The organism is Paraburkholderia pallida (assembly GCF_004524855.1).
In the GTDB taxonomy this organism is placed as follows: Bacteria; Pseudomonadota; Gammaproteobacteria; order Burkholderiales; family Burkholderiaceae; genus Paraburkholderia; species Paraburkholderia oxyphila.
Genome location: NZ_CP038150.1, coordinates 1,797,076 through 1,820,289 on the forward strand (window position 1 = coordinate 1,797,076; position 23,214 = coordinate 1,820,289).

A 23,214-nucleotide genomic window follows, 5' to 3' on the forward strand; every position below is an offset into this window, starting at 1 on the left:
ATGCGAGCGTCTCCGATCACGCCGACCGTCGATTACGACGCCGATGGCGTGCAACACGGATTTCTGCGGCTGCCTTATTCGCGCGACGACTCCGCGTGGGGCGCGATCATGATTCCGCTGACCGTGGTGAAGCGCGGCGAGGGGCCAACCGCGCTGCTCACGGGCGGCAATCATGGCGACGAATACGAAGGTCCGATCGCACTCGCGAAGCTCGCGGCGTCGTTGCAGGCGGCGGACGTGTGCGGACGCGTGATTATCGTGCCGTATATGAACTATCCCGCGTTTCGCGCCGGCAAGCGCACCTCGCCGATCGACGCGGGCAACCTGAACCGCAGCTTTCCGGGGCGGCCCGATGGCAGCGTGACCGAAAAGATCGCCGACTATTTTCAGCGCCACCTGCTCGCGCGCGCCGACTATGTGCTCGACATCCACGCGGGTGGGCGCACGCTCGACTTCGTGCCGTTCGCGGCCATTCACGTGCTTCCAGACGGCGAGCAGCAGGCGCGTTGCGAGCGCGCGATGCGCGCGTTCGGTGCGCCGTACTCGATGCGCTTGCTGGAGCTGGACAGCGTGGGCATGTTCGACAGCGCCGTGGAAGAAGCTGGGAAGGTGTTCGTCTCCACCGAGCTGGGCGGTGGCGGCACCTCGACGGCGGCGAGCATGGCGATTGCGGATCGTGGCGTACGCGGTTTTCTTGCGCACGCCGGCGTGATTCAGGGTGAGCACGGCGAGCGGCATGCGCCCTCACGCACCACGACGCTGCTCGACATGCCCGATGGCGCTTGCTACACGACGAGCGAGCATCGCGGCTTGCTGGAGATGTGCCGCAATCTCGGCGAGATGGTGGAGGCCGGCGAAGTGCTCGCGCGGGTGTACGACATCGAGCGCACCGGCGCGCCCCCTGTGGAATATGTCGCGCGACGCGGCGGCTTGCTCGCGGCCCGCCACTTTCCGGGGCTCGTGCAGGTCGGCGACACGGTGGCCGTGGTCGCCGACGTGGTCGAGCGCAACCTGCCGGTCGCCGCATGAATGCGATGAGTGAGCCGGCACCGTGATCAAACTCGACCGTTACGACCTCGCGATCCTGCGCATTCTCGAGCGCGACGGCCGCATCACCAAATCGAAGCTCGCCGAAGAGGTCAGTCTTTCGATCTCGCCCGCGTGGGAGCGCGTGCGCAAGCTCGAGGAGAGCGGCGTGATCCGCGGCTATCGCGCCGACATCGACTGGATCGGCGCCGTCAAGGGCAGCCGCATCGTGGTCGAGGTGACGCTCTCGCGGCACACCGCGTACGACATGCGGCGCTTCGAAGAGCGCGTGAGCGCCGCCGACGAAGTGACGCTGTGCTACGCCACAGGTGGCGGCGTGGACTACATGCTGCACGTGATGACGCGCGACATCGATCACTATCAGCGCTTCATCGACCGCTTGCTCATGGAGGATCTGGGCATCGAGCGCTACTTTACCTATATCGTGACCAAGGTCGTGAAGTGCGCGCCCGATCGCGCGCCGGCGTGGGTCAGCGAGGGGGCGTGAATTTATTGTGTAGACCCGCATTGCATTGGAAAAATCGCAAGCGTATGCGCCCGAAAACAAAAAATATCGCGACGCAGCGGGAAAGAGAATGAAGTACAGAGCATCTTCGATGACACATTCATCCAGTTCCATGAGATCTGGAATTTTTAAGGAAGCTAAAGATGACGTTCCCGGCATCTCCCAATGAAATGAATGGCGCTGAAAGTCTCGTGCATACGCTGTTGAAGTCGGGTGTCGACACGTGCTTCGCCAACCCTGGCACGAGCGAAATGCACTTTGTCGGCGCGCTCGACCGCATTCCCGGCATGAAGTGTGTCCTCGGTCTGCAGGAGAACGTGGTGACCGGCATGGCGGACGGCTACTATCGGATCGCGCGCAAGCCCGCGAGCACGCTGCTGCATTGCGGCCCGGGCCTCGCCAATGGCATGGCCAACCTGCACAATGCACGTCGCGCGCGTGCCGGCATCGTCAACATCGTGGGCGATCAGGCCACCTATCATCGTCCGTACGACGCGCCGCTCACTGCCGATACGGAAGGCATGGCCCGCACCGTCTCGCACTGGGTGCGCACCAGCATGCACGCTTCACAGGTCGGCCGCGACGCCGCCGCGGCGGTCCAGGCGGCGCGGGCGATCTCGGGGCAGATCGCGACGCTCGTGCTGCCCGCCGACGCGTCGTGGAGTCAGGGCGGCATGGTTGCCGAACCGCTGGCGGTGCCGGCTGCGCCGCCGATCGATCCGCATGCGGTCGTGAACGCCGCGCGCATCCTGCGTTCGAACAAGAACGTGCTGATGCTGCTCGCCGATCAGGCGACGCTTGGCCCCTCGCAACGGCTCGCGTGGCGCGTCGCCAGGGCAACCGGCGCAGATCTGCTGGCCAGTTATACGAATGCGCACATGGCGCGCGGGCGCGGGCGGCTGCAGCTCGAGCGGGTCCCGTACGGCACGGACGCCGCCATCCAGGCGCTGAGCCGCTACGAGCACATCATCCTCGTCAACGCGAATCCGCCTGTCGGCTTCTTTGCCTACCCGGGGAAGCCTTCCACGCACTATCCGTCGAATGCGCAGATCCATGTTCTGTCGCGGCATGATCAGGACTCCGATACTGCACTGCAGGCCCTTGTCGATGAGCTCGGCGCACCCGAAGCCGCGATCCCGGATCCGGGTCCGCGTCCGGAAGCGCCGGGCGGGGCGATTACCCAGGAAGGTCTCGCACTGACGCTCGCGGCGTCGATGCCCGAGCACGCGATCGTGTCGAACGAGAGCATCTCGTTTGGCCGCGACACGTACAAGCTCACGCATGCGGCGCCGGCGCACGACTGGCTCAATCTCGGCGGCGGGGCCATCGGCGACGGGTTGCCGGTTTCGACCGGTGCAGCCGTGGCCGGCGGCGGCGATCGCCGCGTGGTCAGCCTCCAGGCCGACGGGTCGGCCATGTATTCGTTGCAGGCGCTCTGGACACAGGCACGGGAGAAGCTCCCGTGCACGACGATCCTGTTGAACAACCGCAAGTACAACATCCTGATAGGCGAGTACAAGAACGTTGGCGCGGTGCCCGGCCCGACGGCGATGGGCATGCTCGACCTTTCGAATCCGGACCTCGACTGGGTCCGCCTCGCAAACGGCATGGGCGTGGAGGCGGCGCGCGCGACCACGCTCGATGAATGCGCGGACCTCATGAGGCAGAGTTTCCGCCAACCGGGCCCGTTCCTCATCGACCTCATCATTTGACGCCCGATCAGAAGCCGCCAAAAAGCCGATACAGGAGACGCTTATGCTCAACAAGACCCAGTTTTTTATCGACGGCGATTGGGTATCGCCCTATGTAGCGCGCGAGTTGTCCGTCATCGATCCGTCAACCGAACAACCGTGTGCGGTCATCTCCATCGGTGGCGAGCAGGACGCCGACCGCGCGGTGGCCGCGGCCAGCCGTGCGTTTGAGAGCTGGTCGAAGACCCGTCCGGCGCAAAGGCTCGAGCTCGTGGAGCGACTGCTCGAGGTCTACAAGCGCCGTGCGCCGGAAATGGCTCAGGCCATCAGCCTCGAGATGGGCGCGCCCATCGACATGGCGCTTGCGGATCAGGTCGGGGCCGGGACGTGGCACATCAGCAATTTCATTGCCGCGTTCAAGGACTTCAAGTTCGAGCGGCCGCTTGGCGCGCATGCGCCCGACGATCGCATCCTGATGGATCCGATCGGTGTCGTCGGCCTGATCACGCCCTGGAACTGGCCGATGAACCAGGTGACCCTCAAGGTCGTTCCCGCGCTGCTCGCGGGCTGCACCATGGTGCTGAAGCCCTCGGAGATCGCGCCGCTCTCGGCCATGCTGTTCGCGGAGTATGTCGCGGAAGCGGGGTTCCCGAGCGGGGTGTTCAATCTCGTCAACGGCGATGGCGCGGGTGTTGGCACACGGCTCTCGTCGCATCCCGACATCGAGATGATCAGCTTCACGGGCTCGACACGCGCCGGCATTGCCATCTCGACGGCGGCCGCGGCGAGTCTGAAGCGCGTCGTGCTCGAACTCGGTGGCAAGGGCGCCAATCTGATTTTTGCGGATGCCGATCCCGAAGCCGTGAAGCGCGGGGCGCTGCATTGCTTCAAGAACACTGGGCAGAGCTGCAATGCGCCCACGCGCATGCTCGTGGAGCGATCGATCTACGCACGCGCGGTGGCCGAAGCCAAAGCGGTGGCCGAGTCTCTGCCTGTGGATTCGGCGCACAAGACCGGCAAGCACATCGGGCCGCTGTCGTCGGACGCGCAGTTTGCGAAGGTGCAGGAAATGATTCAAAAGGGCATCGACGAGGGCGCCCGGCTTGTTGCGGGCGGACTCGGACGGCCCGAAGGGCTTGCGCAGGGCTATTTCGTTCGCCCGACGGTATTTGCGGACGTGAACAACCAGATGGCCATCGCGCGGGAGGAGATCTTCGGGCCCGTTGTGTCGATTATCCCGTTTGATGAGGAAGACGAAGCGATTGCCATAGCGAACGACACACCCTATGGACTTTCGAACTATGTCCAATCGACAGACGGCGAGAAGCGCAATCGTGTCGCTGCGCGCCTGCGATCGGGCATGGTCGAGATGAACGGCCGCGCACGCGGCGCAGGCTCGCCGTTCGGCGGCGTCAAGGCCTCAGGCCGTGCCCGTGAGGGAGGGGTTTGGGGGATCGAAGAATTCCTCGAGCCAAAGGCGGTATCGGGCTGGGCGGGGCCGCACGCCGCAAAGCATCCGCGCCAAGGCTAGAACTATCGAGGTCCGAAGGCGTTCGAGGTTTCAACAGGCTATCAGCGACGATCATGTACCCATTTTCCCGCGCGTTTATCCACCCCGCGAGCTCGCCCATACGGGATCTTTTCAAATATCTCAGCGATCCCGAGATGATTTCCTTCGCAGGCGGCTATCCGGATCCCCGGCTGTTCGACGTGGAGGGCCTGGAAGAGGCTTCCCGGCGAGCGTACAAAGACAGCCTCTCCTGTCTTCAGTACGGCAACACCGAAGGCATTGCCAGGCTGAAGACCGAGATCATCCGCCTCATGGAACAGCGTGGGGTGAAGACGAGCTCGGAAAACATCGTCGTCACGACCGGCTCGCAGCAAGCTTTCGACCTCCTGCTGCGGGTCCTCGTGAACCCGGGCGATGTCGTGCTCGTGGAGAGCCCGACCTATTCGTCGAATATCCAGGCCGCCCGCGTACACGGCGCGCGGGTCGTCCCGGTGCAAACCGACGCCGATGGGCTCGACGTGGCCGCCCTCGAGCGGCTGCTCGACGGTATCCGTTCCGAGGCAGACCGCCCGAAGCTGCTTTATACCGTGCCGACGTTCGGCAATCCCACGGGTGCAACGCTCTCACTGCAACGCCGCCTGCGCCTGCTGGAACTGGCCGTCAAGCATCGCCTCGTGATCGTCGAGGACGATCCCTATGGCGACCTTCGATTCTCCGGCGAGCGCATCCCCTCGTTGAAAGCGCTCACGGGCGAGCTCCCGGGCAGCGACGACTGGGTCGTGCACATGGGCAGCCTCTCGAAGATCGTCGCGCCGGGCTTGCGCGTCGGCTGGAGCATTTCACCGGCGCCGATCGCGTATCGCTGCTATATCGCCAAACAAAGCGCGGACGTTGGCAGCTCGCCGTGGACGCAGGGTATTGCGGCTGAATATCTCTCCAGCGGCGCGCTGGAGCCGCATATAGAAAGGATCCGTCGCGGTTATGGAGAGAAGTGCCGTGCGCTATGCGCCGCGCTACGCGAACTGATGGGCGACGCACTCACATTCCATGAACCCAATGGCGGCATGTTCGTGTGGGCCAGGCTCAACGGCGAGGTGCCGGCTGCCGAGCTGTTGAAGGCGTCCATCGACCGCAAGGTCATGTTTGTTCCCGGAGCGGGATTCCACGTCGACGATCCGGTTCTGTCGACGCTCCGGCTTTCGTTTGCCGCCCCGTCGGTCGCGAATATCCATGCGGGCGTCGGGCGTCTCGCCGACGCCTGGGAGGCGATTCATGCCCGCATTTGAATGGCGATGATTTAAAAAATCCGATGCTCAGCGATGCTTTTTTGCGCTTTTCATCGGATTTCGTAATCTATAGCATGAGTGGATGCCACTTCGATGGCAGCCGCGGCAAGCGCGAGCGATGCAAGCCATGCCAGAAAGGAGTAGTGGGTTTCATGAACAGACTAATGAACGTCGACGAGATCGCAGCGCAGGTTACGGATGGATGCCGGCTTGCCTTGCCCGTCGACTATGCAGGGGTCGCCATGGCTGTTACGCGCCCGCTGATCAAGCGCGCGCCGAAGCGCCTCGCGCTCGTGGGCGTGCCGACGGCCGGGTTGCAGTTCGACATGCTCATTGGGGCAGGGCTCGTTGAAAGCGTGGAAACCAGTGCCGTCAGCCTCGGCGAAGCCGGTGGCGCACCCTGTTTCATGCGAGCCGTGGCGCGAGGCGAGATCCGGCTGTTCGACAGTACCTGCCCTGCCATCCACGCTGGGCTGATCGCCGCGCAAAAGGGCGCGCCGTTCTTGACGCTGCGGGGACTGATTGGCAGTGACGTGCTGGCGAATCGCAAGGATTGGCGGGTCATCCAGAATCCTTTTTCCGACCATGACGACCCTGTGGTTGCGATCCCGCCGTTGACCCCCGACGTTGCGATCTTCCACGCACCGATGGCCGACCGCGAGGGCAACGTCTGGCTGGGGCGGCGTCGCGAGCTCGCCACGATGGCCTATGCCAGCCGCCGCACTTTTGTGACCGTGGAGCGGATCAGCGAGCGCAGCCTGTTCGAAAACGAAACGATGGCCGCGGGCGTGTTGCCGGGACTTTACGTGGACGGAATTGCGCTCGCGCCGCGGGGCGCGTGGCCGTATGGCCTGTGGGGCGAGTATCAGCCCGATACCGCTGAATTGCTGCGCTATGCGCAAATGGCTCGTACCGAAGAAGGTTTTCAGACCTGGTTGAACGAAGGAGACGCAGCATGAGCGATGCGACGCCGCGCGAGCTACTCATTGCCACGATTGCGCAGCTACTGGATGGCGTGCGTCACGTTGCGGTCGGCTCTTCATCGCCCATTCCCGCTGCAGCTGCGATGTTGTTGCGCGCGCAGAAGGAGATGGCCGGCGAGCCGCCGGTCAGGCTATCGATCCTTGGATCGGTGAAGCACAACTTCTTCACCAATGGCTCCGGGGAGCTGTTCGATTGCGCCGGCCAAGGTCGTATCGACGCGTTCTTCCTTGGCGGCGGTCAGATTGACGGCCACGGGAATATCAACCTCGTCGGGGTTGGCGACTACCCGGCCACCAAAGTACGATGGCCCGGTTCGTTCGGCTCCGCCTATCTATATTTCGTAGTGCCGAGGGTCATTCTGTTTCGCGAGGAACACACCCCGCGCGTGCTGGTCGACAAAGTCGACTTCATCAGCGCGCCAGGCGTGAGCGCGCCAGAGGTGTATCGCACGGGCGGCCCGCACGCGCTGCTGACCGGCATGGCGCTGTTCATGTTCGACAAGGATAAGGGGCGCTTTCGACTCGTCAGTCTGCATCCGGGGCGCACGCTTGGCGAAGTCCGCGAAGCGACCGGGTTCGAGTTCGATGTCGATAGCGGCCTGCGCACGACCCCGGATCCGGACCCGGCCACGCTTGCGTTGCTGCGGGGGCGTATTCGCGACGAACTGAGCGAAACGTATCCGGAATTCGTATCCCAACTTTGACAGAAAGGGCTACTCATGTGGAATGAGTCTACAGACTCGAAAGGCGCGCTTGCCGGGCTTAGGGTGATTGACGCGAGCCGCGTTCTGGGCGGGCCGTTTTGCGGCCAGATTTTGGCGGACCATGGTGCGGACGTGATCAAAGTCGAGCCCCCCGCAGGGGACGAGACCCGCACATGGGGGCCTCCGTTTGCCGGCGATGCGGCGAGCTATTTTATCGGTGTCAACCGCAACAAGCGCGGGGTGTCGATCGACATGAGCCAGCCGGCCGGCCAGGAACTGCTGATGCGGCTGCTCGAAACCGCAGACGTCCTGATCGAGAACTTCAAGATCGGGACCCTCGAGCGCTGGGGCCTGGGCAGCGAAACGCTGCAGGCACGTTATCCGCGTCTCGTGCACTGTCGAATTTCGGGTTTCGGTGCTGACGGTCCGTACGGCGGGCTGCCCGGCTACGACGCCGCCGTGCAGGCCATGACCGGCATCATGAGCGTGAATGGCGAGGAAGGGGGCGATCCGCTGCGCGTGGGCGTGCCCGTCATCGACCTCGTGACGGGCCTGAACGCCGTGATCGGCATTCTGCTGGCCGTCAACGAGCGCAACGAGAGTGGCCGCGGGCAATTTGTCGAGTCGACGCTCTATGATGCGGGCGTTTCGCTCCTGCATCCGCAATTGCCCAATTTTTACCTGAATGGCAAGGTTCCGGCCCGCTCAGGCAACAAGCATCCCAATATCACGCCCTACGATGCGTTTCAAACGCGGACGACGCAGCTGTTCCTTGCTGTGGGGAACAACCGGCAGTTCTCAACGCTTTGCCGCGTGCTGGGGCGTCCTGAACTGGCTGCCGAGGCCCGCTTCGCCACCAACGCCTTGCGCAACGAGCACAAGAAAGAACTCCGTGCGGAACTCGAGGATCTGTTGCGGCAACATGATTGCGCCGCGATCGCGCGTGAGCTGATTGGCGCCGGCGTGCCTTGCGGGCCCGTGCGCACGCTGGATGAGGTCGTGGACGATCCGCACACGCATCACCGTGGAATGATCGTGGATATGGGCGATTACCGCGGCACGGGGAGCCCGGTCAGGCTCTCGCGCACGCCAGCCGTTTATAAGCGGCGGCCGCCGGCATTCGCTCAGCACACCGACGAGGTCTTGCGCGAGCAGGGGTTGGACCCAGAGCACTATGCGTCGGTGCTGCCGCGTAGCCCAGGTGCGTGAGCAAAGGGCGGGGCCCGCAAGCATTCAGAAGTGAAATCGCGTACGAGACACGTGCGCGATCTTGATGCCGTTCCTGCTCACCGAGTGTGAGTCAATAAATAAGTAGTCTTTAGCATTGTTCAGCCAAATTACACGAGGCAAACCCATGTCGCAGATTACCCGACACGATCGCAACCACCGCCGCAGCCGCGCCGTGGTCCACGGCAACACCCTCTATATCGGCGGCCAGATCGGCACCGATCTCGATGGCGATATCACCACGCAGACCCGCCAGGCGCTCGAGCAAGTCGACCGGCTGCTGGCGGCCTCGGGCAGCGAGCGCAAGAAGGTGCTGTCCGTCACGCTGTGGCTCAAGTCGATGGACGACTTTGCGGCCATGAACGCGGTCTGGGACGCCTGGATCGACACGGACGAGCCGCCCGCAAGATGTTGCGGCCAGGTCGAAATGGCCAACCCCCGTATTCTGTTCGAGATCACGGCGGTGGCCGCTATCTAGACGGCGAACGGGGCTCAGCGCTTCGCGCTTCTCGTTATCGAAGGGTGAATCCCACCATTCATTTCTTCGGATGCTGAGCCCCACAAATTTGCGCTTTAGTTCACGATTACGAAAACATAAGATGACATGGAGATCACTCAGACACCCGGCATCGAGATGATGGAGCTCTATTCGTGGCCGACGCCGAATGGGCACAAAGTGCACATCATGCTCGAGGAATGCGAGCTTCCGTATCGTCTGCATCCGGTCAACATTCGCGAAGGCGACCAGTTCCGGCCTGAGTTTTCCGCGCTCACGCCGAATCAGAAAATACCGGTGCTCGTCGATCATTGCGGCCCGCAAGGGCAGCCCATCCGCATGTTCGAATCTGGCGCCATCCTGCTCTATCTCAGCGAAAAAGCCGGCCGCCTGCTTCCCGCGAGTGCGCGTGATCGCCATGAAGCCGTTCAGTGGCTCATGTTCCAGATGAGCGCAGTCGGGCCGATGTTTGGGCAGTCGAATCACTTCAGGTATGCATGCGCTGAATCCATTCCCTATGCAATCGAGCGCTACGGCAACGAAGTGCGGCGTATCCATGGGGTGTTGGACCGGGCACTGGCCTCGCGCGCCTATCTTGCGTCTGATGAATATTCGATCGCGGACATCGCGGTCTATCCCTGGCTGGTGTCGTCCGAAAAGCATGGCATCAACTGGAGCGATTACCCGAACTTGTACCACTGGCTGGAGCTAGTCGGCCAGCGCCCGGCTGTAAAAAAGGGGATGGCCGTTTTCTCGGCCTGACGTCGTTATCGAAACAGGGAGGCTCATGTCTGCGGATTTTGATCTCATCGTGATAGGCGGGGGTTCCGGCGGCATCGCCGCCGCAAGGCGCGCAGCCTCTTACGGCGCTCGCGTGTTGCTGCTGGAAGCCTCCCGAATTGGCGGCACCTGCGTGCTGCGTGGTTGCGTCCCGAAGAAGTTGATGATGTACGCGGCGTCCTTTTCTCGTGCCATAGCCGAGGCGAGTGGCTATGGGTGGTCCGGTGTCTCCGGGCGCTTCCAGATGGAAGACTGGGCCGAGGCGAAGGTGCGCGAGCTGGACCGCCTGGAACAGATTTACCAGAAGATGCTTGCCGATTCGGGCGTCGAAGTGCAAATCGGCCGTGCGCAGATTGCGGGGGCGCATTCCGTTGCCGTGGCGGGGCGCACGCTGAGTGCGGAGCGAATCCTGATCGCGACCGGCAGCGCGCCGGACCGCATGGCGCTGCCGGGGTTCGCGCATGCGTGGACCTCGGACGACGTGCTGGATTTGCGCAGCCTCCCATCTTCGCTTCTCGTGGTGGGCGGCGGATATATCGCGGTCGAGTTTGCAAGCATATTGGCCGGCCTCGGTGTTCCGGTGACCCTTGCGTTTCGCGCCGACCTTCCGCTGCGCGGCTTCGACGACGACCTTCGAAGCAGCGTTGCTGAAGGGCTGAAAGCGCGCGGCGTCAATGTGGCCGCCAGGTCGCAAATGCAGTCGATCAAGCGAACCGAGAGCGGTTTTGTGCTGCACCGGGCGAATGGTGAGCCGTTGCACGCGCAAGCCGCTCTTAATGCCACGGGCCGCAAACCTTGCGTCGAGTCGCTTGGTCTGGCCACGGCAGGCGTTCAGCTTGACGAGAAGGGCGCCATTGTCGTCGACAACCAGAGCCGCACGACGGCCAATGGAATATGGGCAATCGGCGACGTCACTAACCGCGCAAATTTGACGCCTGTTGCAATCGCCGAAGGCCGGGCCTTTGCGGACACGGAATTTGGCGGCCATCCGACTGAAGTGGACCACCGCATCATCGCGAGTGCGGTCTTTTGCGATCCACCTGCCGCGTGCGTGGGACTGACCGAAACGCAAGCCGGCGCAATGGGCCCCGTCGACATCTACGAGGCGCGTTTTCGGCCAATGCGTACCGCTTTCATCGGAAGCCAGGAACGCACCTGCATGAAGATGGTGGTCGATAGCCGTACCGGCCGCGTATTGGGTGTCCATATGGTCGGCACCGACGCGCCAGAGATTATCCAGGCGTTGGCCGTTGCCGTGACGGCCGGCATCAAGAAAGCGGATTTCGACCGGACGATGGCGTTGCACCCGACATCCGCCGAAGAATTTGTCCTCATGCGAGAGCCGACCCGCACCGCAGGCGGCATCGCCAGCAAAATTCAAGCAGATCTAAAGGAGACGTGAGATGGCTTTGCCCGCAGTGTTCACGCAATTTGTCGAAGGCATGACCCGCATCCTTGACGCGGGAACGCAGGACGAGCCTCGTATTCTTGAAGCGGGTGGAAAGCTGCTTCGCGACCTCGTCGCACGGGACGACTGGTTGCCGGACGAATTCGCCCAACCCCATCCGCAGTACTACGGGCAGTATTTGCTGTACGCCGACCCGGACGACAGGTTCTCGGTCGTCAGCTTCGTTTGGGGCCCGGGCCAGAAAACGCCTGTTCACGACCACACGGTATGGGCGTTGATTGGCATGCTGAGGGGAATGGAGCGCTCCGAACGGTTCTTGCCGCAGGGCGAAGGCAAGCCGATGAAGCTGCTTGACCATGAAGAACTGCATCCTGGCCAGGTCGATTGTGTCTCGCCGACGCTCGGCGACATACACCGGGTCTCCAACGGCTACGAGGACAAGGTCTCGATCAGCATCCATGCGTATGGCGGCAACATCGGCAAGATCCGTCGCCATGTGTACGACCCGGAAAACGGCGCGATGAAGGATTTCGTGTCTGGCTATACGAATGTATAGAGTTCGTATACCTAATTAAATGTACGCCGGTTCTGTCGCGCAATGCTCAAGAACGGTTTGTCGAATTCATCAAGAGTGTGAGGAAGCGTCATGTACAAGCTGACTGCCGAACAGCAGGATCTGCAACTGAAAGCCAGGGACCTGGCGAAACGCGCATTCGCGCCCTCCGCCTCCAATACCGACGTTACGGAAGCTTACCCGTGGGCCAACGTGGACCGCCTGCTCTCGGAAGGGTTCATGGGCATGACCATTCCCAGGGCATATGGCGGCCAGGGGCGCAGCTATCACGACACCGTGATTGTGATCGAGGAAATGGCGAAGGCATGCGCCACCATGGGGCGCATCACGGTCGAGGCCAACATGGGCGCGATCGGCGCGATCATGAGCTATGGCACCGACGAGCAGAAGAAAATTGCCGCCGCGGCCGTGCTTGGCGGAGACAAGCCCGCGATCTGCATTTCGGAACCGAATGCGGGGAGTGCCGCAAGCGAGATGACCACCCGCGCGGACCGCAAGGGCGATCACTATATCCTCAACGGGGAGAAGTACTGGATCACCGGCGGCGGCGTCTCGAAGCTGCACCTCATTTTCGCCCGCGTTTTTGACGATGGCGTCGATCAGGGTATTGGCGCTTTCATATGTCTACGCGAAGGGAGCGCGCCGGAGGGCCTGGTAGTCGGCCGCCGATTGTACGCGATGGGCGTCCGCGGGATTCCCGAGACCCATATCGAGTTCCGCGACCTCCAACTGCACAAATCCATGCTGGTCGTGCCCCCCGGCGGACTGAAGCGGGGCTTTGCTTCCCTCATGAACGCCTACAACGCACAACGCGTGGGGGCGGGCACGGTGGCGCTCGGTATCGCGCAGGGCGCGTTTGAGGAAGCGGTCGCTTACGCAAAAGACCGCGAGCAGTTCGGACGGCCGATCGCCGAGTTTCAGGGCCTGCAATGGATGATGAGCGACATGTCCATCCAGCTCGAGGCCGCGCGCTTGATGCTGCATGCGGCGGCGTGCAGCGGAGAATCCTTCCCCGATATCGCCATGGCGGCAAGGGCGAAGATCTTCGCAGCCGAAACGGCGAACAAAGTGACGAACGATTCGCTGCAGATCTATGGTTCGTCGGGCTATGGACGGCACAACGCGATGGAGCGGCACGTGCGCGACGCCCGCATGTTTACGATCGCAGGGGGCACCGCACAGATTCTTCGGACCCAGGTTGCCAGCAGTATTTTGGGCATGAAGCTACCGCAGACTCGCAATGGGTATATTGCCAAGTAGCTGCGGCGAACGGTGTAAAGAGATCATCCACGCGTGAGCCGCGCAGGCGGATTGCCAGGCGATGGTTGCCGGACCTGGTTTCAGGAAGGCGGGTTCAATGCATAAGGAACGTAGCGCTCGCTCTACGCGCGCCACGGCGTGGTATTTCGGGTGGAACATCGTGGTTGCGTCTGCAGTCGTGACACTGTTGACGGTTGGCATGCGAATGGGCATTGGCCCGTTCGTTTTGCCGATGACAAAAGATCTGGGTTTCGGTCGAAGTCTGCTATCGGCAATCGTCGCTGTTGGCATGTTGAGCTACGGCATCGCCATGCCCCTTGCGGGCTATCTGGTTGCCAAACTGCAGACCCGGACGGTGCTGCTGGCGGGAACGGCCATTGTCGTTTTATCGGCGATAGGGACAGTGTTCTCGCACGATCCAGGGAGCTTCGGATTTTCTTATGGAATCGCGATGTCCCTGGGGCTCGGCCTGTGCAGTCCCGTAGCCTTGACGCCCATTATCAGCAAGTGGTTCACGCGCAGACGCGGCATGGCGTTATTTTTCCTTGCGACTGGGTCGATGGCGGGCATCGCGGTCATGACGCCGTTATTCATGATGCTAATCGAGCACATCGGGTGGCGGCATACGATACTTTGCTACGCGTTCTTTTTCGCCGTGGTCAACGTGCCCGTCGCGGTTTTCATCATGAAGGACGATCCGCCACCGCAGACGGATCAACTTGCGGGCCAGCGCGAAGAGAATCGGGCGACCGCAGCCGCGAGCACGTCACCGATGTCGATACGGGAGGTGCTCGGCACCGCCCCGTTCTGGCAAATCGCGATTGGGCTGTTTGTTTGCGGCATCAGCATGAATCTGCTTGGAACGCATGCCGTTCCCATGCTCATGGACCATGGATTCGGCGCAACGGTTAGCTCATTGGGTGTTGGTTTGATTGGCCTCGTGGCGATCTTTAGCACGCTACTGCTGGGGCAGCTTTCTGATCGGCTCGAGCGCCGTGACATCCTTGCGGTGATCTATCTCGTGCGTGGGCTTGGCTTCATCGCGCTGGTTGCCGTGCATACGCCGGGGGAATTGTATGCTGCCGCGGCAATCGGCGGGCTGGCGTGGTCGGGGAGTGTGGCGATGTCCTCGGCGATTCTCGCCGATCAATATGGCGTGCGCCTCGTAGGATATCTGTATGGGTGGGCCTATCTGGGCCATCAAGTGGGCGCGATGTTGAGCGCGTGGTTCGGCGGCTGGGCATACGAGACCTTTGGCAGTCACTGGCCGGCATTCGGCGGGACAACCGTGCTGCTGCTGATGGCAGCGGCAATATCAAAGAGATTGCCCGCGAGGGGGACCCCGGCACAATTGGATTCAATCCGAAGACGCGTCCAGCACGAATAGGCCGCAAAACAGGGCCTCGCCGTGCAGACGCTTCGCGCGATCTGGCGTAAGATTGAGCGATCGATGGCCTTAGATAGACAATGCTCATACGCGCTCTACACTCGTTTCTGGCGCTGCACCGTTACGGTACGATCGTTGCAGCAGCGGAGAAGGTCCATCTATCGCAGGCCGCCGTCAGCGTTCAGCTCAAGAATATCGAGGAAGAGCTCGGGCTGAGTCTTTTCACCCGGACCAAGCGTTCACTCGAATTCACTCCGGCAGGCCATCGGCTGGTCCGGCTTGCCGAGCAAATGGTCTCCATTTACGAGGAAATGAAGGCGCTACAGCATGGTGGCGCCTTGGGCGGCGTGCTGACACTTGGCGTGATCAATAGTGCGCTTACGGGGGTGCTGCCGCGTTTGCTCAGAAAGATGATGCGCGAGAATCCCAATCTCGAGATCAAGATCATCGCGGGCATTTCGAGCGATCTGGTGGGCATGGTGGATGCGGGATCGCTTGACGCCGCCATTGTGACGCAACCGCCTGAACAGTTTCCGATCAATCTGAGCAACCACCATCTCTATAGCGAGCCGTTCGTCCTGATTACCCCGGCGGAGACGCCATACGATGACGTGGGCGAGGCGCTGGCGTCGCCAATTCCTTATATTGCCTTCGATCGCAGTACTTGGGCGGGGCGGCTCATCGACGAGTTCAGAATGAAGCGCGCAGTCATGACGCGTCCCTCCATGGAGCTCAATTCGCTCGACGCAATTGCCGCGCTCGTGAGCCAGGGATTGGGCGTCTCCATTGTCCCCCTGATCCAGGGGGCGAGCTGGCACAAGAGCGCCAACCTCAATGTCGTGAGACTGCCGAATTTCGATCGACCGGTGTCGCTCGTCGAGCGCAAGTCGCACGCTCGAGTTGCCCTGACGGCCATGCTGGTCTCATCGTTCGACACGTTGCTAGCGGATCCTGAGACGGCGCAGCCGTAGATAATCAGTACAACGACACTACAGCAGATCGTCTAGCGCCTCCGCGTTCTCGTAAACTTTGAGCAGCATCGCCCGCAGCGCCTGCACGTCGGTTGCATCGAAGTCGCGCAGCACGACCGCTTCATGCCGCTTCGCGATGGGCACGATGCTCTGGGCCAGTTCTTCCCCCTTTTCAGTCAGGGCAATCCTGATCGACCGCCCATCGGTCGCGCTTCTCTCCCGCTTGACCAAATCCTGATCCTCCAGACGGTCGATGATCCGCGAAAGCGCGGAGATGTCCGAAGTCGCATGCACGGACAGTTCGGACAGGGTCTGCCGCGGCACGTAGAGCAGCGAAGCGCAGACGCGCCACTCGCTGAGACCCAGGCCAAAGGGCTTGAGCGCCTTCGCAAAGGCGTTGCCCATCCTCCCGCCTGCCCGGGTGAGCAAGAAGGGGATGGCCAGTTCGAGTTCCTGCGGTCGCTTCGGTGTCTTCATGGTCGTCGGTGGACTGAGGGTTTACGTGGGGCATTCATATTTGATAAATCAACTATACTCCATTCCCAGATACTTGAATAATCAAGTAAAAGACGGGTGCCCTGGCCGGTACTGCGTCTTCCACGAGACGAGCAAGGCGGAACCCGCTGAACTGGAGCACATTCATGAAAGACAAGATTGCACTTGAAGAGCACTTTGCGATTGATCTGACGATTGACCAATCGAAAGGCTATGCACCCCCCCATGTCTGGGAGATGTTGAAGTCGAATTTGCTGGACATCGAGCAGCAGCGGCTCGAGCGGATGGAGCAGGGTGGAACCGCGTTTTCCATCCTGTCGCTCAATTCCCCCGGCATCCAGGGGATTCCAGACATCGCCGAATCGATCGATGTCGCCAAGCGCGCCAACGATGTCCTGGCCGAGCACGTGGCCCGTCATCCCTCACGTTTGGGCGGCTTTGCGGCGTTGCCGATGCAGGACCCGGAAGCGGCCGCCCGCGAACTCGAGCGCTGCGTGAAGGAACTGGGGTTCCACGGTTTCATGGTGAATGGCTTTTCCCAGGTCGGCAATGCGGAGCACGTCGTCTATTACGACGCGCCGCAATACACGGACTTTTGGGCGAACGCGGCTGCGCTGGGCAAGCCTTTCTATATGCATCCGCGCGATCCGCTGCCCTCGCGTGAACCGATCTACGACGGCTTTCCGTGGCTGACCGCCGCGACCTGGGCGTTCGCGGTCGAGACGAGCATTCATGCGTTGCGGCTGATGACTTCGGGTCTCTTCGATCGCAATCCGTCGTTGCAGATGATCCTCGGCCATCTGGGCGAGGGCATTCCGTTCAATGTCTGGCGCGTCGACCACATTCTGCAGAAGGCGCCGCGAGGGCTGCCGTGCCAGCGCAGCGTGGGCGAATATCTGCGGGAGAACGTCTACGTGACCACGAGCGGCAATTTCCGGACGCAGACGCTGCTGGCGACGATGCTCGAAATGGGCAGCGACCGGATCATGTACTCGGTCGACTATCCGTTCGAGACGCATGATGAAGCGTCGCAGTGGTTCGATCACTGCTCGATCAGCGAAACGGACCGCGTGAAGATCGGGCGGGACAACGCACGCCGTCTGTTCGGTCTTCAATGATGCACGCGGGCAACGGGAGAGATCTGATGCAAGCTAACGGGTTGGCGCCTGTGCAGGTGTGGCGCGAAAAGATCTACAGCGGTGGATGGAAAACCGCAGAGGCGGGCGTGCTCGAGGTGACGGAGAAGGCCACGGGCGAGCGAATGGGCGCAATCGGTTGTGCCTCGCCCGCGGACGTGTCGTTGGCCGCCGCCATGGCCAGGGACGCTCAGCGGGCGTGGTCGGCCACGCCGGGGCCGCAGCGCGGCGATGTCTTGCGCGAGGTCGCCCGGCTGATTCGCGAGCACCGTGAAGAGATCGCGCTGCAGATTGTTCGGGAGACCGGATCGATTCGGCCCAAGGGGCATGCCGAAGTGGAGCTGGCGATCCGCGAGATTCTCGAGGCCGCGGCGCTGGCCAGCCAGCCCACCGGCATGATCACCACCAGCGACGTGAAGGGGCGGCACAGCGTGGCGCGCAGGATTCCGCTGGGCGTGGTGGGCGTCATCACGCCGTGGAATTCGCCGTTCCTGCTGGCGGCGCGGGCGATCGCCCCAGCGCTGGCCACGGGCAATGCGGTGCTGCTCAAGCCCGATCCGCAATCGCCGGTCTGTGGCGGTGCGATCTATGCGCAACTGTTCGCGGCCGCGGGGCTGCCCGAGGGGCTGTTCCATGTGCTGCCCGGCGGCGTGCAAACGGGTGACGCGCTGGTCCGCGATCCGCTTGTCAACATGATCAGCTTCACGGGGTCCACGCAGGTCGGCAAGCAGATCGGCGCGGTGGCGGGCGGCCTGCTCAAGCGCGTGAACCTCGAGCTGGGCGGAAAGAACCCCTATATCGTGCTGGACGATGCGGATGTCGAAGCCGCCGCGAGCGCCGGAGCGTGGGGCTCGTTTCTGCATCAGGGGCAAATCTGCATGTCCGCGGGCCGGCACCTCGTTCACGAACGGATTGCCGAGGCCTACATCGCGAGCCTTGTGCGGCGAGCGAAGGCGCTAAAAGTGGGCGATCCCTTCAAGGGCGATTTTCACATCGGCCCCATCGTCAATGAACGGCAAGCCGCAAACGTCGAGCGCATCGTCGCGGATTCCGTGAGCAAGGGGGCGAAGATTCTCGCCGGTGGCTCGCGCGACGGGCTCTTCTTCGCGCCGACGGTCATGGTCGACGTAGCGCCTGGCATGCCGGTATTCGAGGAAGAGATCTTCGGCCCGGTCGCCGCGGTCACGGTGGTCAAGAGCGACGACGAAGCAGTCTCGCTCGCCAATCAGACCGGCTATGGCCTGGTGGCGGCCGTGGTGTCCGCCGATCTGCGCCGCGCACAGCGTGTCGCCGACCGGCTGCACGCCGGCATCGTCCATATCAACGACCAGACGGTCGTGCACGAAGTATTCGGGCCGATGGGCGGTCTCGGTTTGTCCGGCAACGGGCATAACTACAGCACGCTGACCAATGCGGACCAGTTCACGGAATGGCAGTGGATGACGAGCCGTGACGACGTCCCTGCCTATCCGTTCTAGACAAACCCACGCGAGGTGCATGGTGACTTCCGAAACCGCGCAGCGAGTGCAAGAGGCGCAATCGTCGATCGTCGACATTAGTGCGTTGATCGATAGCCAGCCACTGAGCAGGTTCCAGATCTGGATCATGGTCATGATCGGCTGCTCGGTGGTGATGGACGGCTTCGACGTGCAGACGATGGGCTTCGTGGCGCCCGCGATCGTGCAGGCGTGGCACATCAGCCCTGCGCAGCTTGGGCCGGTGTTCGGCGCGGGTTTGCTGGGGATGCTCGCGGGGTCGATCGTGCTCGGCGGCATGGCCGACAAGGTGGGGCGCCGGCCCGTTCTGGTGGGCGCGACCGTGTTCTACGGGTTGTGCATGCTCGGCACGACCCTGGTCCACTCGGTGCCGGAGTTCCTGGCCATGCGCTTGATGACCGGCTTCGGCATCGGCGGGGTGATGGGCAACGCCATCGCGCTGGTGAGCGAATACAGCCCGCAGAAGCACCGCGCGTCGCTGATGACGTGGGTGTCATGCGGCTTCACGGGCGGAGCCATCGCGGGCGGCCTGCTCTGCGCGGCGCTGTTGCCGCAGATGGGCTGGCGCTCGGTGTTCTTCGTCGGCGGCATCCTGCCTCTCTTCATTGCCGCGGCGATGCTGAGGTACCTGCCGGAATCGCTCCAACTGCTGGTGCTCAAGCAGCGCAGCCCGGAAACGATTGCCCGGTGGCTCGGCAAGATCGCGCCGGGCGTGCAAATCGGCGCGCAGACCCGCTTCGCTGTGCACGGGCAGGCGCGAGCGAAAGCCACGGTGGCCGAGCTCTTTCGCCATGGCCGCGGCGCGACCACGGTGCTGCTCTGGGGCATCAACTTCGCCAACCTGCTCGATCTCTTCTTTCTGTCGAACTGGCTGCCGATGCTGTCCTTGCGGGTCGGCCACGGCGTCTCGACGGCCGTGCTCATAGGCACCTCGTTGCAGATCGGCGGCACGGCGGGCGCGCTCCTCATGGGACCGTTGATGGACCGCTTCGGCTTCTATCGCGTACTCGCCTGCAGTTTTCTGGTGGCGACATGCTCGGTCGCAGCGGTGGGACTCCCCGATCTGTCGACGGGATTGCGCTACGCCGTCGTGCTGATCAGCGGAATCTGCATCGTGGGCGGGCAGCCGGCGGTCAACGCGCTGACGGCAACGCTCTATCCCACGCCGCTGCGCGCCACGGGTGTGGGCTGGAGTCTGGGCATCGGTCGCGCGGGCTCGATCATCGGCCCGGTCGTGGCGGGGCAGTTGATCAAACTGCAGTGGTCGAATACGGCGTTGTTTTTTGCGGCAGCGGTGCCCGCGCTGGCGTCGTGTCTGATGCTCGTTTTGCTCAGCCGCGTTGCGGCGAGAAATCAGGTCGGCTGAGCCGCACGCTAGTGGGTCACGACAGGCCGTGGCCCAGCAATGGGAAGTCAGGAGAGGCGAGATGCCCGTTTCTATCACGGTAAATGGCAAGCACCACCGTCTGGATGTCGCTGCGGATACGCCGCTGCTTTACGTGCTTCGTAACGATCTGCAGTTGAACGGTCCGAAGTTTGGCTGTGGCGAGGCGCAGTGTGGTGCGTGCACGGTCCTGGTTGGCGGCAATGCAACGTACTCCTGTGTATTTCCGGTTGGCGCGGTGGGCCAGGCCCATGTGAGCACCGTCGAGGGCCTGGGCCTGGGCGAGGGCGAACGGCTGCACGCCTTGCAAAAGGCTTTTCTCGCCGAACAGGCCGCGCAGTGCGGCTATTGTTCGAGCGGCATGCTGATGGCCGCCAAAGCGCTGCTGGCGCGCAACCCCAATCCGGACCCGGCAACCATACGGCGCGAACTGGCGGGCCAGAAATGCCGGTGCGGCGCGCACAACCGGATCGTGCGCGCGATCGAGCGCGCCGCGCAGGAGTTGCGCGCATGAATAACGTCCGGCTTTCGCGGCGCGCGTTCGGCAAACTGGCCGGCGCGGTTCTCGCGACGTTCACGCTCGCACCCTTTGCGGAGTTTGCGTTCGCCGAGCCCGACCTGCCGCGCGATCTTCATGCGAATCCGCGGCTCGACGGCTGGATTCGCGTCGACGAGGCGGGCACGGTCACGGTCTTCACGGGTAAAGCCGAGCTGGGGCAGGGGATACTCACGGCCCTTGCACAAATCGCCGCCGACGAACTCGACGTGGATCTGTCCCATGTGCACATCGTCTCCGCGGATACGGCCCGCAGCCCGAACGAGGGCTATACGTTCGGCAGCCAGTCGATCGAGCAGGCCGGCGCGGCGTTGCGTGTGGCCGCCGCGCAGGCGCGGGCGGTTTTACTAGGGGCCGCGGGAAGTCGGCTCAATGTTCCGGAATCCGAACTGCTCGTGGATGGAGGTGTCGTTCTGACCACCGACGGCCGGCGCCTGCGCTACGCAGACATCGTGAGGGACGACAAGGCGCTGCTTGCGCGCGAGGTGGCCGCAGCCACGCCAAAGCGTCCCGAAGAATACAAGCTGGTGGGCAAGCCGGTGCCGCGCATCGACTTTCCCGCGAAGTTCACGGGTGGGGCGGCGTTCATTCAGGATATGCGTCTGCCCGATATGTTGTTTGGCCGCATCGTGCGGCCCCCGCGGTCTGGCGCGAAGCTCCTCTCGGTCGATGTCGCTGCCGTCAAGCAGCTCCCGGGCGTGGTCTCGGTCGTTCGCAATGGCAGCTTTCTCGGTGTGATCGCCAAGCGGGAAGAGCAGGCGATAGCGGCGCGCAGCGCGTTGATCGAGGCGGCGCAGTGGAGTGCGGATTTCGTCGCGCTGCCCGACGTGGACCACCTCCAGACGGCGCTGCCGCAGTGGCGCAGCGAAGACAAGGTCATCGGTGTGTCGGGCCAGGACGTGCCCGCCGTCAATGGCACGACGCAACTGGAGGCGAGCTACGTTCGCCCCTATCTCTCGCACGCCTCGATTGGCCCTTCCTGCTCAGTGGCGTTGCTCAAGGACGGGCATATGACGGTCTGGTCGCACACGCAAGGCGCGTTTCCTTTGCGCGGCGATCTTGCGAAGGTGCTCGACATGCCGGCCAACGCCGTCGATGTCGTGCACACGCCGGGTTCGGGGTGCTACGGCCACAACGGCGCCGACGATGTGGCGCTCGACGCGGCGCTGCTGGCTCGCGAGGTGGCGGGCCGGCCGGTCAAGGTGCAATGGATGCGCGAGGACGAGTTCGCCTGGTCGCCCATCAGCCCGGCAATGGTCATGCGCGTGAAAGCGGCGTTGTCCAAAGACGGGCGCATTGCTGACTGGAATTACGACGTCTGGAGCAATTCGCATGCGATGCGGCCAGGCGAGCCCGGTGGCGTGAACCTGCTGGCCGCGTGGTCTCTCGAGACGCCATTTCAGCCTGCGCCACCTGCATGGATTCCGCAGCCGTACGGCAATGGCGACCGCAACGCGGTGCCGCTCTACGACCTTCCGCGCAAGAAGGTGACGAACCATATGCTTCTGGACGCGCCCATCCGCAATAGTTCGCTGCGCACGCTGGGCGCTTATGGAAACGTGTTCGCGATCGAATCGTTCATGGATGAACTGGCGCTCGCGGCTCAGGCGGATCCGGTCGAGTTTCGCCTGAAGCACCTGAGCGACCCGCGCGCGATTGCCGTGGTGCAGGCTGCCGCTCGCGAGGCAAGGTGGCAGCCCGGCTTGAAGGGCGACGGCCAGCGTGGACGTGGCTTTGCCTGGTCGCGCTACAAGAACATCGGGGCCTACGTGGCGGCCGTCGTCGATGTCCTTGTCGATCGAGCGACGGGGGCGGTCAGCGTGACGAATGTCACCGCGGCCGTTGACGTCGGCCGCGTGATCAATCCAGACGGCGTGAAGAACCAGATCGAAGGCGGCATTGTTCAGGCACTGAGTTGGGCGCTCAAGGAGCGCGTCATGTTCAGCCGCACCGAGATCACGACGCGCCATTGGCAGGACTATCCGATCCTGTCTTTCGAGGAAGTGCCGCCTGTCGATATCGTGCTGCTCGAGGGCAACGATGAAGCGTCGCTTGGGGCAGGGGAATGCTCGCTCGGTCCGACGGGCGCTGCGTTGACGAATGCCGTGGCGAATGCGTGCGGCGCCCGGTTCCGCGAACTTCCTTTGGTGCCGTCAAAGGTCAAGGAGCGTCTTACCTGACGCATACGGACTGCAGCCAGTCTGTAAGTATCTTCATATTAATTAGTATCGCATATCAATTGTATTTATATAAAGGAGCGCGAGCCAGTTAAATCGTAGTGCGAATAAATAACAAGTCCACGCTGTAAATATTAAAAG

21 protein-coding genes are annotated in these 23,214 nt (G+C 62.8%); 20 read left to right on the plus strand and 1 reads right to left on the minus strand.

The features are described 5' to 3' along the window. The 15 genes from doeB (at window position 1) to E1956_RS34510 (ending at window position 15,829) form a co-directional block, all read left to right on the plus strand. The gene (gene doeB, locus E1956_RS34440; protein ID WP_134757599.1) at window positions 1-1,029 is read left to right on the plus strand and encodes a N(2)-acetyl-L-2,4-diaminobutanoate deacetylase DoeB; all 1,029 of its coding nucleotides are present in this window, start codon (window positions 1-3) and stop codon (window positions 1,027-1,029) included. Between the two features lie 22 nt (window positions 1,030-1,051). Then, a complete protein-coding gene (locus E1956_RS34445; protein WP_134757601.1) occupies window positions 1,052-1,534 on the plus strand; it encodes an Lrp/AsnC family transcriptional regulator in 483 nt (160 codons plus the stop codon). A 188-nt stretch (window positions 1,535-1,722) separates the two neighbouring features. Next, window positions 1,723-3,264: an acetolactate synthase large subunit gene (locus E1956_RS34450; protein WP_134757974.1), complete on the plus strand. Its 1,542-nt coding sequence runs from the start codon at window positions 1,723-1,725 to the stop codon at window positions 3,262-3,264. 43 nt (window positions 3,265-3,307) lie between these two features. Then, window positions 3,308-4,774: an aldehyde dehydrogenase family protein gene (locus E1956_RS34455; RefSeq protein WP_134757603.1), complete on the plus strand. Its 1,467-nt coding sequence runs from the start codon at window positions 3,308-3,310 to the stop codon at window positions 4,772-4,774. A gap of 53 nt (window positions 4,775-4,827) precedes the next feature. After that, entirely contained in the window at window positions 4,828-6,039 is a 1,212-nt protein-coding gene (locus E1956_RS34460) for an aminotransferase-like domain-containing protein (protein WP_134757605.1), read from the plus strand. A 164-nt stretch (window positions 6,040-6,203) separates the two neighbouring features. Continuing rightward, window positions 6,204-6,998 carry a CoA transferase subunit A gene (locus E1956_RS34465; protein ID WP_232071998.1) on the plus strand — a complete coding sequence of 265 codons (795 nt, stop codon included), beginning with the start codon at window positions 6,204-6,206 and terminating at the stop codon, window positions 6,996-6,998. After that, window positions 6,995-7,726, plus strand: coding sequence for a CoA-transferase (locus E1956_RS34470; protein WP_134757607.1), 732 nt, complete (start codon window positions 6,995-6,997; stop codon window positions 7,724-7,726). The genes E1956_RS34465 and E1956_RS34470 overlap by 4 nt, the downstream gene beginning before the upstream one ends. Window positions 7,727-7,741: 15 nt before the next feature. After that, a complete protein-coding gene (locus E1956_RS34475; protein ID WP_134757609.1) occupies window positions 7,742-8,935 on the plus strand; it encodes a CaiB/BaiF CoA transferase family protein in 1,194 nt (397 codons plus the stop codon). A 145-nt stretch (window positions 8,936-9,080) separates the two neighbouring features. Further along, window positions 9,081-9,431 carry a RidA family protein gene (locus tag E1956_RS34480; RefSeq protein WP_134757610.1) on the plus strand — a complete coding sequence of 117 codons (351 nt, stop codon included), beginning with the start codon at window positions 9,081-9,083 and terminating at the stop codon, window positions 9,429-9,431. Between the two features lie 126 nt (window positions 9,432-9,557). Next, entirely contained in the window at window positions 9,558-10,211 is a 654-nt protein-coding gene (locus E1956_RS34485; RefSeq protein ID WP_232072000.1) for a glutathione S-transferase family protein, read from the plus strand. Between the two features lie 25 nt (window positions 10,212-10,236). Continuing rightward, a complete protein-coding gene (gene gorA / locus E1956_RS34490; protein WP_134757613.1) occupies window positions 10,237-11,631 on the plus strand; it encodes a glutathione-disulfide reductase in 1,395 nt (464 codons plus the stop codon). 1 nt (window position 11,632) lies between these two features. Continuing rightward, window positions 11,633-12,193 carry a cysteine dioxygenase family protein gene (locus tag E1956_RS34495; protein ID WP_134757615.1) on the plus strand — a complete coding sequence of 187 codons (561 nt, stop codon included), beginning with the start codon at window positions 11,633-11,635 and terminating at the stop codon, window positions 12,191-12,193. 90 nt (window positions 12,194-12,283) lie between these two features. After that, complete coding sequence (gene acdA / locus E1956_RS34500; protein ID WP_134757617.1) at window positions 12,284-13,471, plus strand: 3-sulfinopropanoyl-CoA desulfinase; 1,188 nt, start codon at window positions 12,284-12,286, stop codon at window positions 13,469-13,471. Window positions 13,472-13,568: 97 nt separating this feature from the next. Beyond that, window positions 13,569-14,858 carry an MFS transporter gene (locus E1956_RS34505; protein WP_134757619.1) on the plus strand — a complete coding sequence of 430 codons (1,290 nt, stop codon included), beginning with the start codon at window positions 13,569-13,571 and terminating at the stop codon, window positions 14,856-14,858. A gap of 80 nt (window positions 14,859-14,938) precedes the next feature. Continuing rightward, window positions 14,939-15,829 (plus strand): LysR substrate-binding domain-containing protein, encoded by an 891-nt coding sequence (locus E1956_RS34510; protein WP_134757621.1) that lies wholly within the window; start codon window positions 14,939-14,941, stop codon window positions 15,827-15,829. Between the two features lie 18 nt (window positions 15,830-15,847). On the opposite strand, the gene E1956_RS34515 is transcribed toward E1956_RS34510, so the two are convergent. Further along, window positions 15,848-16,306: a MarR family winged helix-turn-helix transcriptional regulator gene (locus tag E1956_RS34515; RefSeq protein WP_134757623.1), complete on the minus strand. Its 459-nt coding sequence runs from the start codon at window positions 16,304-16,306 to the stop codon at window positions 15,848-15,850. Window positions 16,307-16,470: 164 nt separating this feature from the next. On the opposite strand from E1956_RS34515, the gene E1956_RS34520 reads away from it, so the two are divergent. From E1956_RS34520 to E1956_RS34540, 5 genes are all read left to right on the plus strand, one after another. Next, on the plus strand, window positions 16,471-17,442 hold the full coding sequence (locus E1956_RS34520) for an amidohydrolase family protein (protein ID WP_134757626.1): 972 nt from the start codon (window positions 16,471-16,473) through the stop codon (window positions 17,440-17,442). Window positions 17,443-17,468: 26 nt separating this feature from the next. Continuing rightward, the gene (locus tag E1956_RS34525) at window positions 17,469-18,938 is read left to right on the plus strand and encodes a benzaldehyde dehydrogenase (RefSeq protein WP_134757628.1); all 1,470 of its coding nucleotides are present in this window, start codon (window positions 17,469-17,471) and stop codon (window positions 18,936-18,938) included. Between the two features lie 19 nt (window positions 18,939-18,957). After that, on the plus strand, window positions 18,958-20,322 hold the full coding sequence (locus E1956_RS34530; RefSeq protein WP_134757630.1) for an MFS transporter: 1,365 nt from the start codon (window positions 18,958-18,960) through the stop codon (window positions 20,320-20,322). Window positions 20,323-20,383: 61 nt separating this feature from the next. Beyond that, window positions 20,384-20,854, plus strand: a complete 471-nt coding sequence (locus tag E1956_RS34535; protein ID WP_134757977.1) for a (2Fe-2S)-binding protein — start codon at window positions 20,384-20,386, stop codon at window positions 20,852-20,854. Further along, the gene (locus tag E1956_RS34540; protein WP_134757632.1) at window positions 20,851-23,076 is read left to right on the plus strand and encodes a xanthine dehydrogenase family protein molybdopterin-binding subunit; all 2,226 of its coding nucleotides are present in this window, start codon (window positions 20,851-20,853) and stop codon (window positions 23,074-23,076) included. Before E1956_RS34535 ends, E1956_RS34540 begins: the two co-directional genes overlap by 4 nt. Window positions 23,077-23,214 lie beyond the last annotated feature (138 nt).

Excerpts from the sequence above, each read along its gene's own strand:
- doeB (WP_134757599.1), top strand. The coding sequence starts at position 1 with ATGCGAGCGTCTCCGATCACGCCGACCGTCGATTACGACGCCGATGGC.
- E1956_RS34450 (WP_134757974.1), top strand. The coding sequence starts at position 1,723 with ATGAATGGCGCTGAAAGTCTCGTGCATACGCTGTTGAAGTCGGGTGTC.
- E1956_RS34455 (WP_134757603.1), top strand. The coding sequence starts at position 3,308 with ATGCTCAACAAGACCCAGTTTTTTATCGACGGCGATTGGGTATCGCCC.
- E1956_RS34460 (WP_134757605.1), top strand. The coding sequence starts at position 4,828 with ATGTACCCATTTTCCCGCGCGTTTATCCACCCCGCGAGCTCGCCCATA.
- E1956_RS34465 (WP_232071998.1), top strand. The coding sequence starts at position 6,204 with ATGAACGTCGACGAGATCGCAGCGCAGGTTACGGATGGATGCCGGCTT.
- E1956_RS34470 (WP_134757607.1), top strand. The coding sequence starts at position 6,995 with ATGAGCGATGCGACGCCGCGCGAGCTACTCATTGCCACGATTGCGCAG.
- E1956_RS34475 (WP_134757609.1), top strand. The coding sequence starts at position 7,742 with ATGTGGAATGAGTCTACAGACTCGAAAGGCGCGCTTGCCGGGCTTAGG.
- E1956_RS34480 (WP_134757610.1), top strand. The coding sequence starts at position 9,081 with ATGTCGCAGATTACCCGACACGATCGCAACCACCGCCGCAGCCGCGCC.
- E1956_RS34485 (WP_232072000.1), top strand. The coding sequence starts at position 9,558 with ATGGAGATCACTCAGACACCCGGCATCGAGATGATGGAGCTCTATTCG.
- gorA (WP_134757613.1), top strand. The coding sequence starts at position 10,237 with ATGTCTGCGGATTTTGATCTCATCGTGATAGGCGGGGGTTCCGGCGGC.
- E1956_RS34495 (WP_134757615.1), top strand. The coding sequence starts at position 11,633 with ATGGCTTTGCCCGCAGTGTTCACGCAATTTGTCGAAGGCATGACCCGC.
- acdA (WP_134757617.1), top strand. The coding sequence starts at position 12,284 with ATGTACAAGCTGACTGCCGAACAGCAGGATCTGCAACTGAAAGCCAGG.
- E1956_RS34505 (WP_134757619.1), top strand. The coding sequence starts at position 13,569 with ATGCATAAGGAACGTAGCGCTCGCTCTACGCGCGCCACGGCGTGGTAT.
- E1956_RS34510 (WP_134757621.1), top strand. The coding sequence starts at position 14,939 with ATGCTCATACGCGCTCTACACTCGTTTCTGGCGCTGCACCGTTACGGT.
- E1956_RS34515 (WP_134757623.1), bottom strand. The coding sequence starts at position 16,306 with ATGAAGACACCGAAGCGACCGCAGGAACTCGAACTGGCCATCCCCTTC.
- E1956_RS34520 (WP_134757626.1), top strand. The coding sequence starts at position 16,471 with ATGAAAGACAAGATTGCACTTGAAGAGCACTTTGCGATTGATCTGACG.
- E1956_RS34525 (WP_134757628.1), top strand. The coding sequence starts at position 17,469 with ATGCAAGCTAACGGGTTGGCGCCTGTGCAGGTGTGGCGCGAAAAGATC.
- E1956_RS34530 (WP_134757630.1), top strand. The coding sequence starts at position 18,958 with ATGGTGACTTCCGAAACCGCGCAGCGAGTGCAAGAGGCGCAATCGTCG.
- E1956_RS34535 (WP_134757977.1), top strand. The coding sequence starts at position 20,384 with ATGCCCGTTTCTATCACGGTAAATGGCAAGCACCACCGTCTGGATGTC.
- E1956_RS34540 (WP_134757632.1), top strand. The coding sequence starts at position 20,851 with ATGAATAACGTCCGGCTTTCGCGGCGCGCGTTCGGCAAACTGGCCGGC.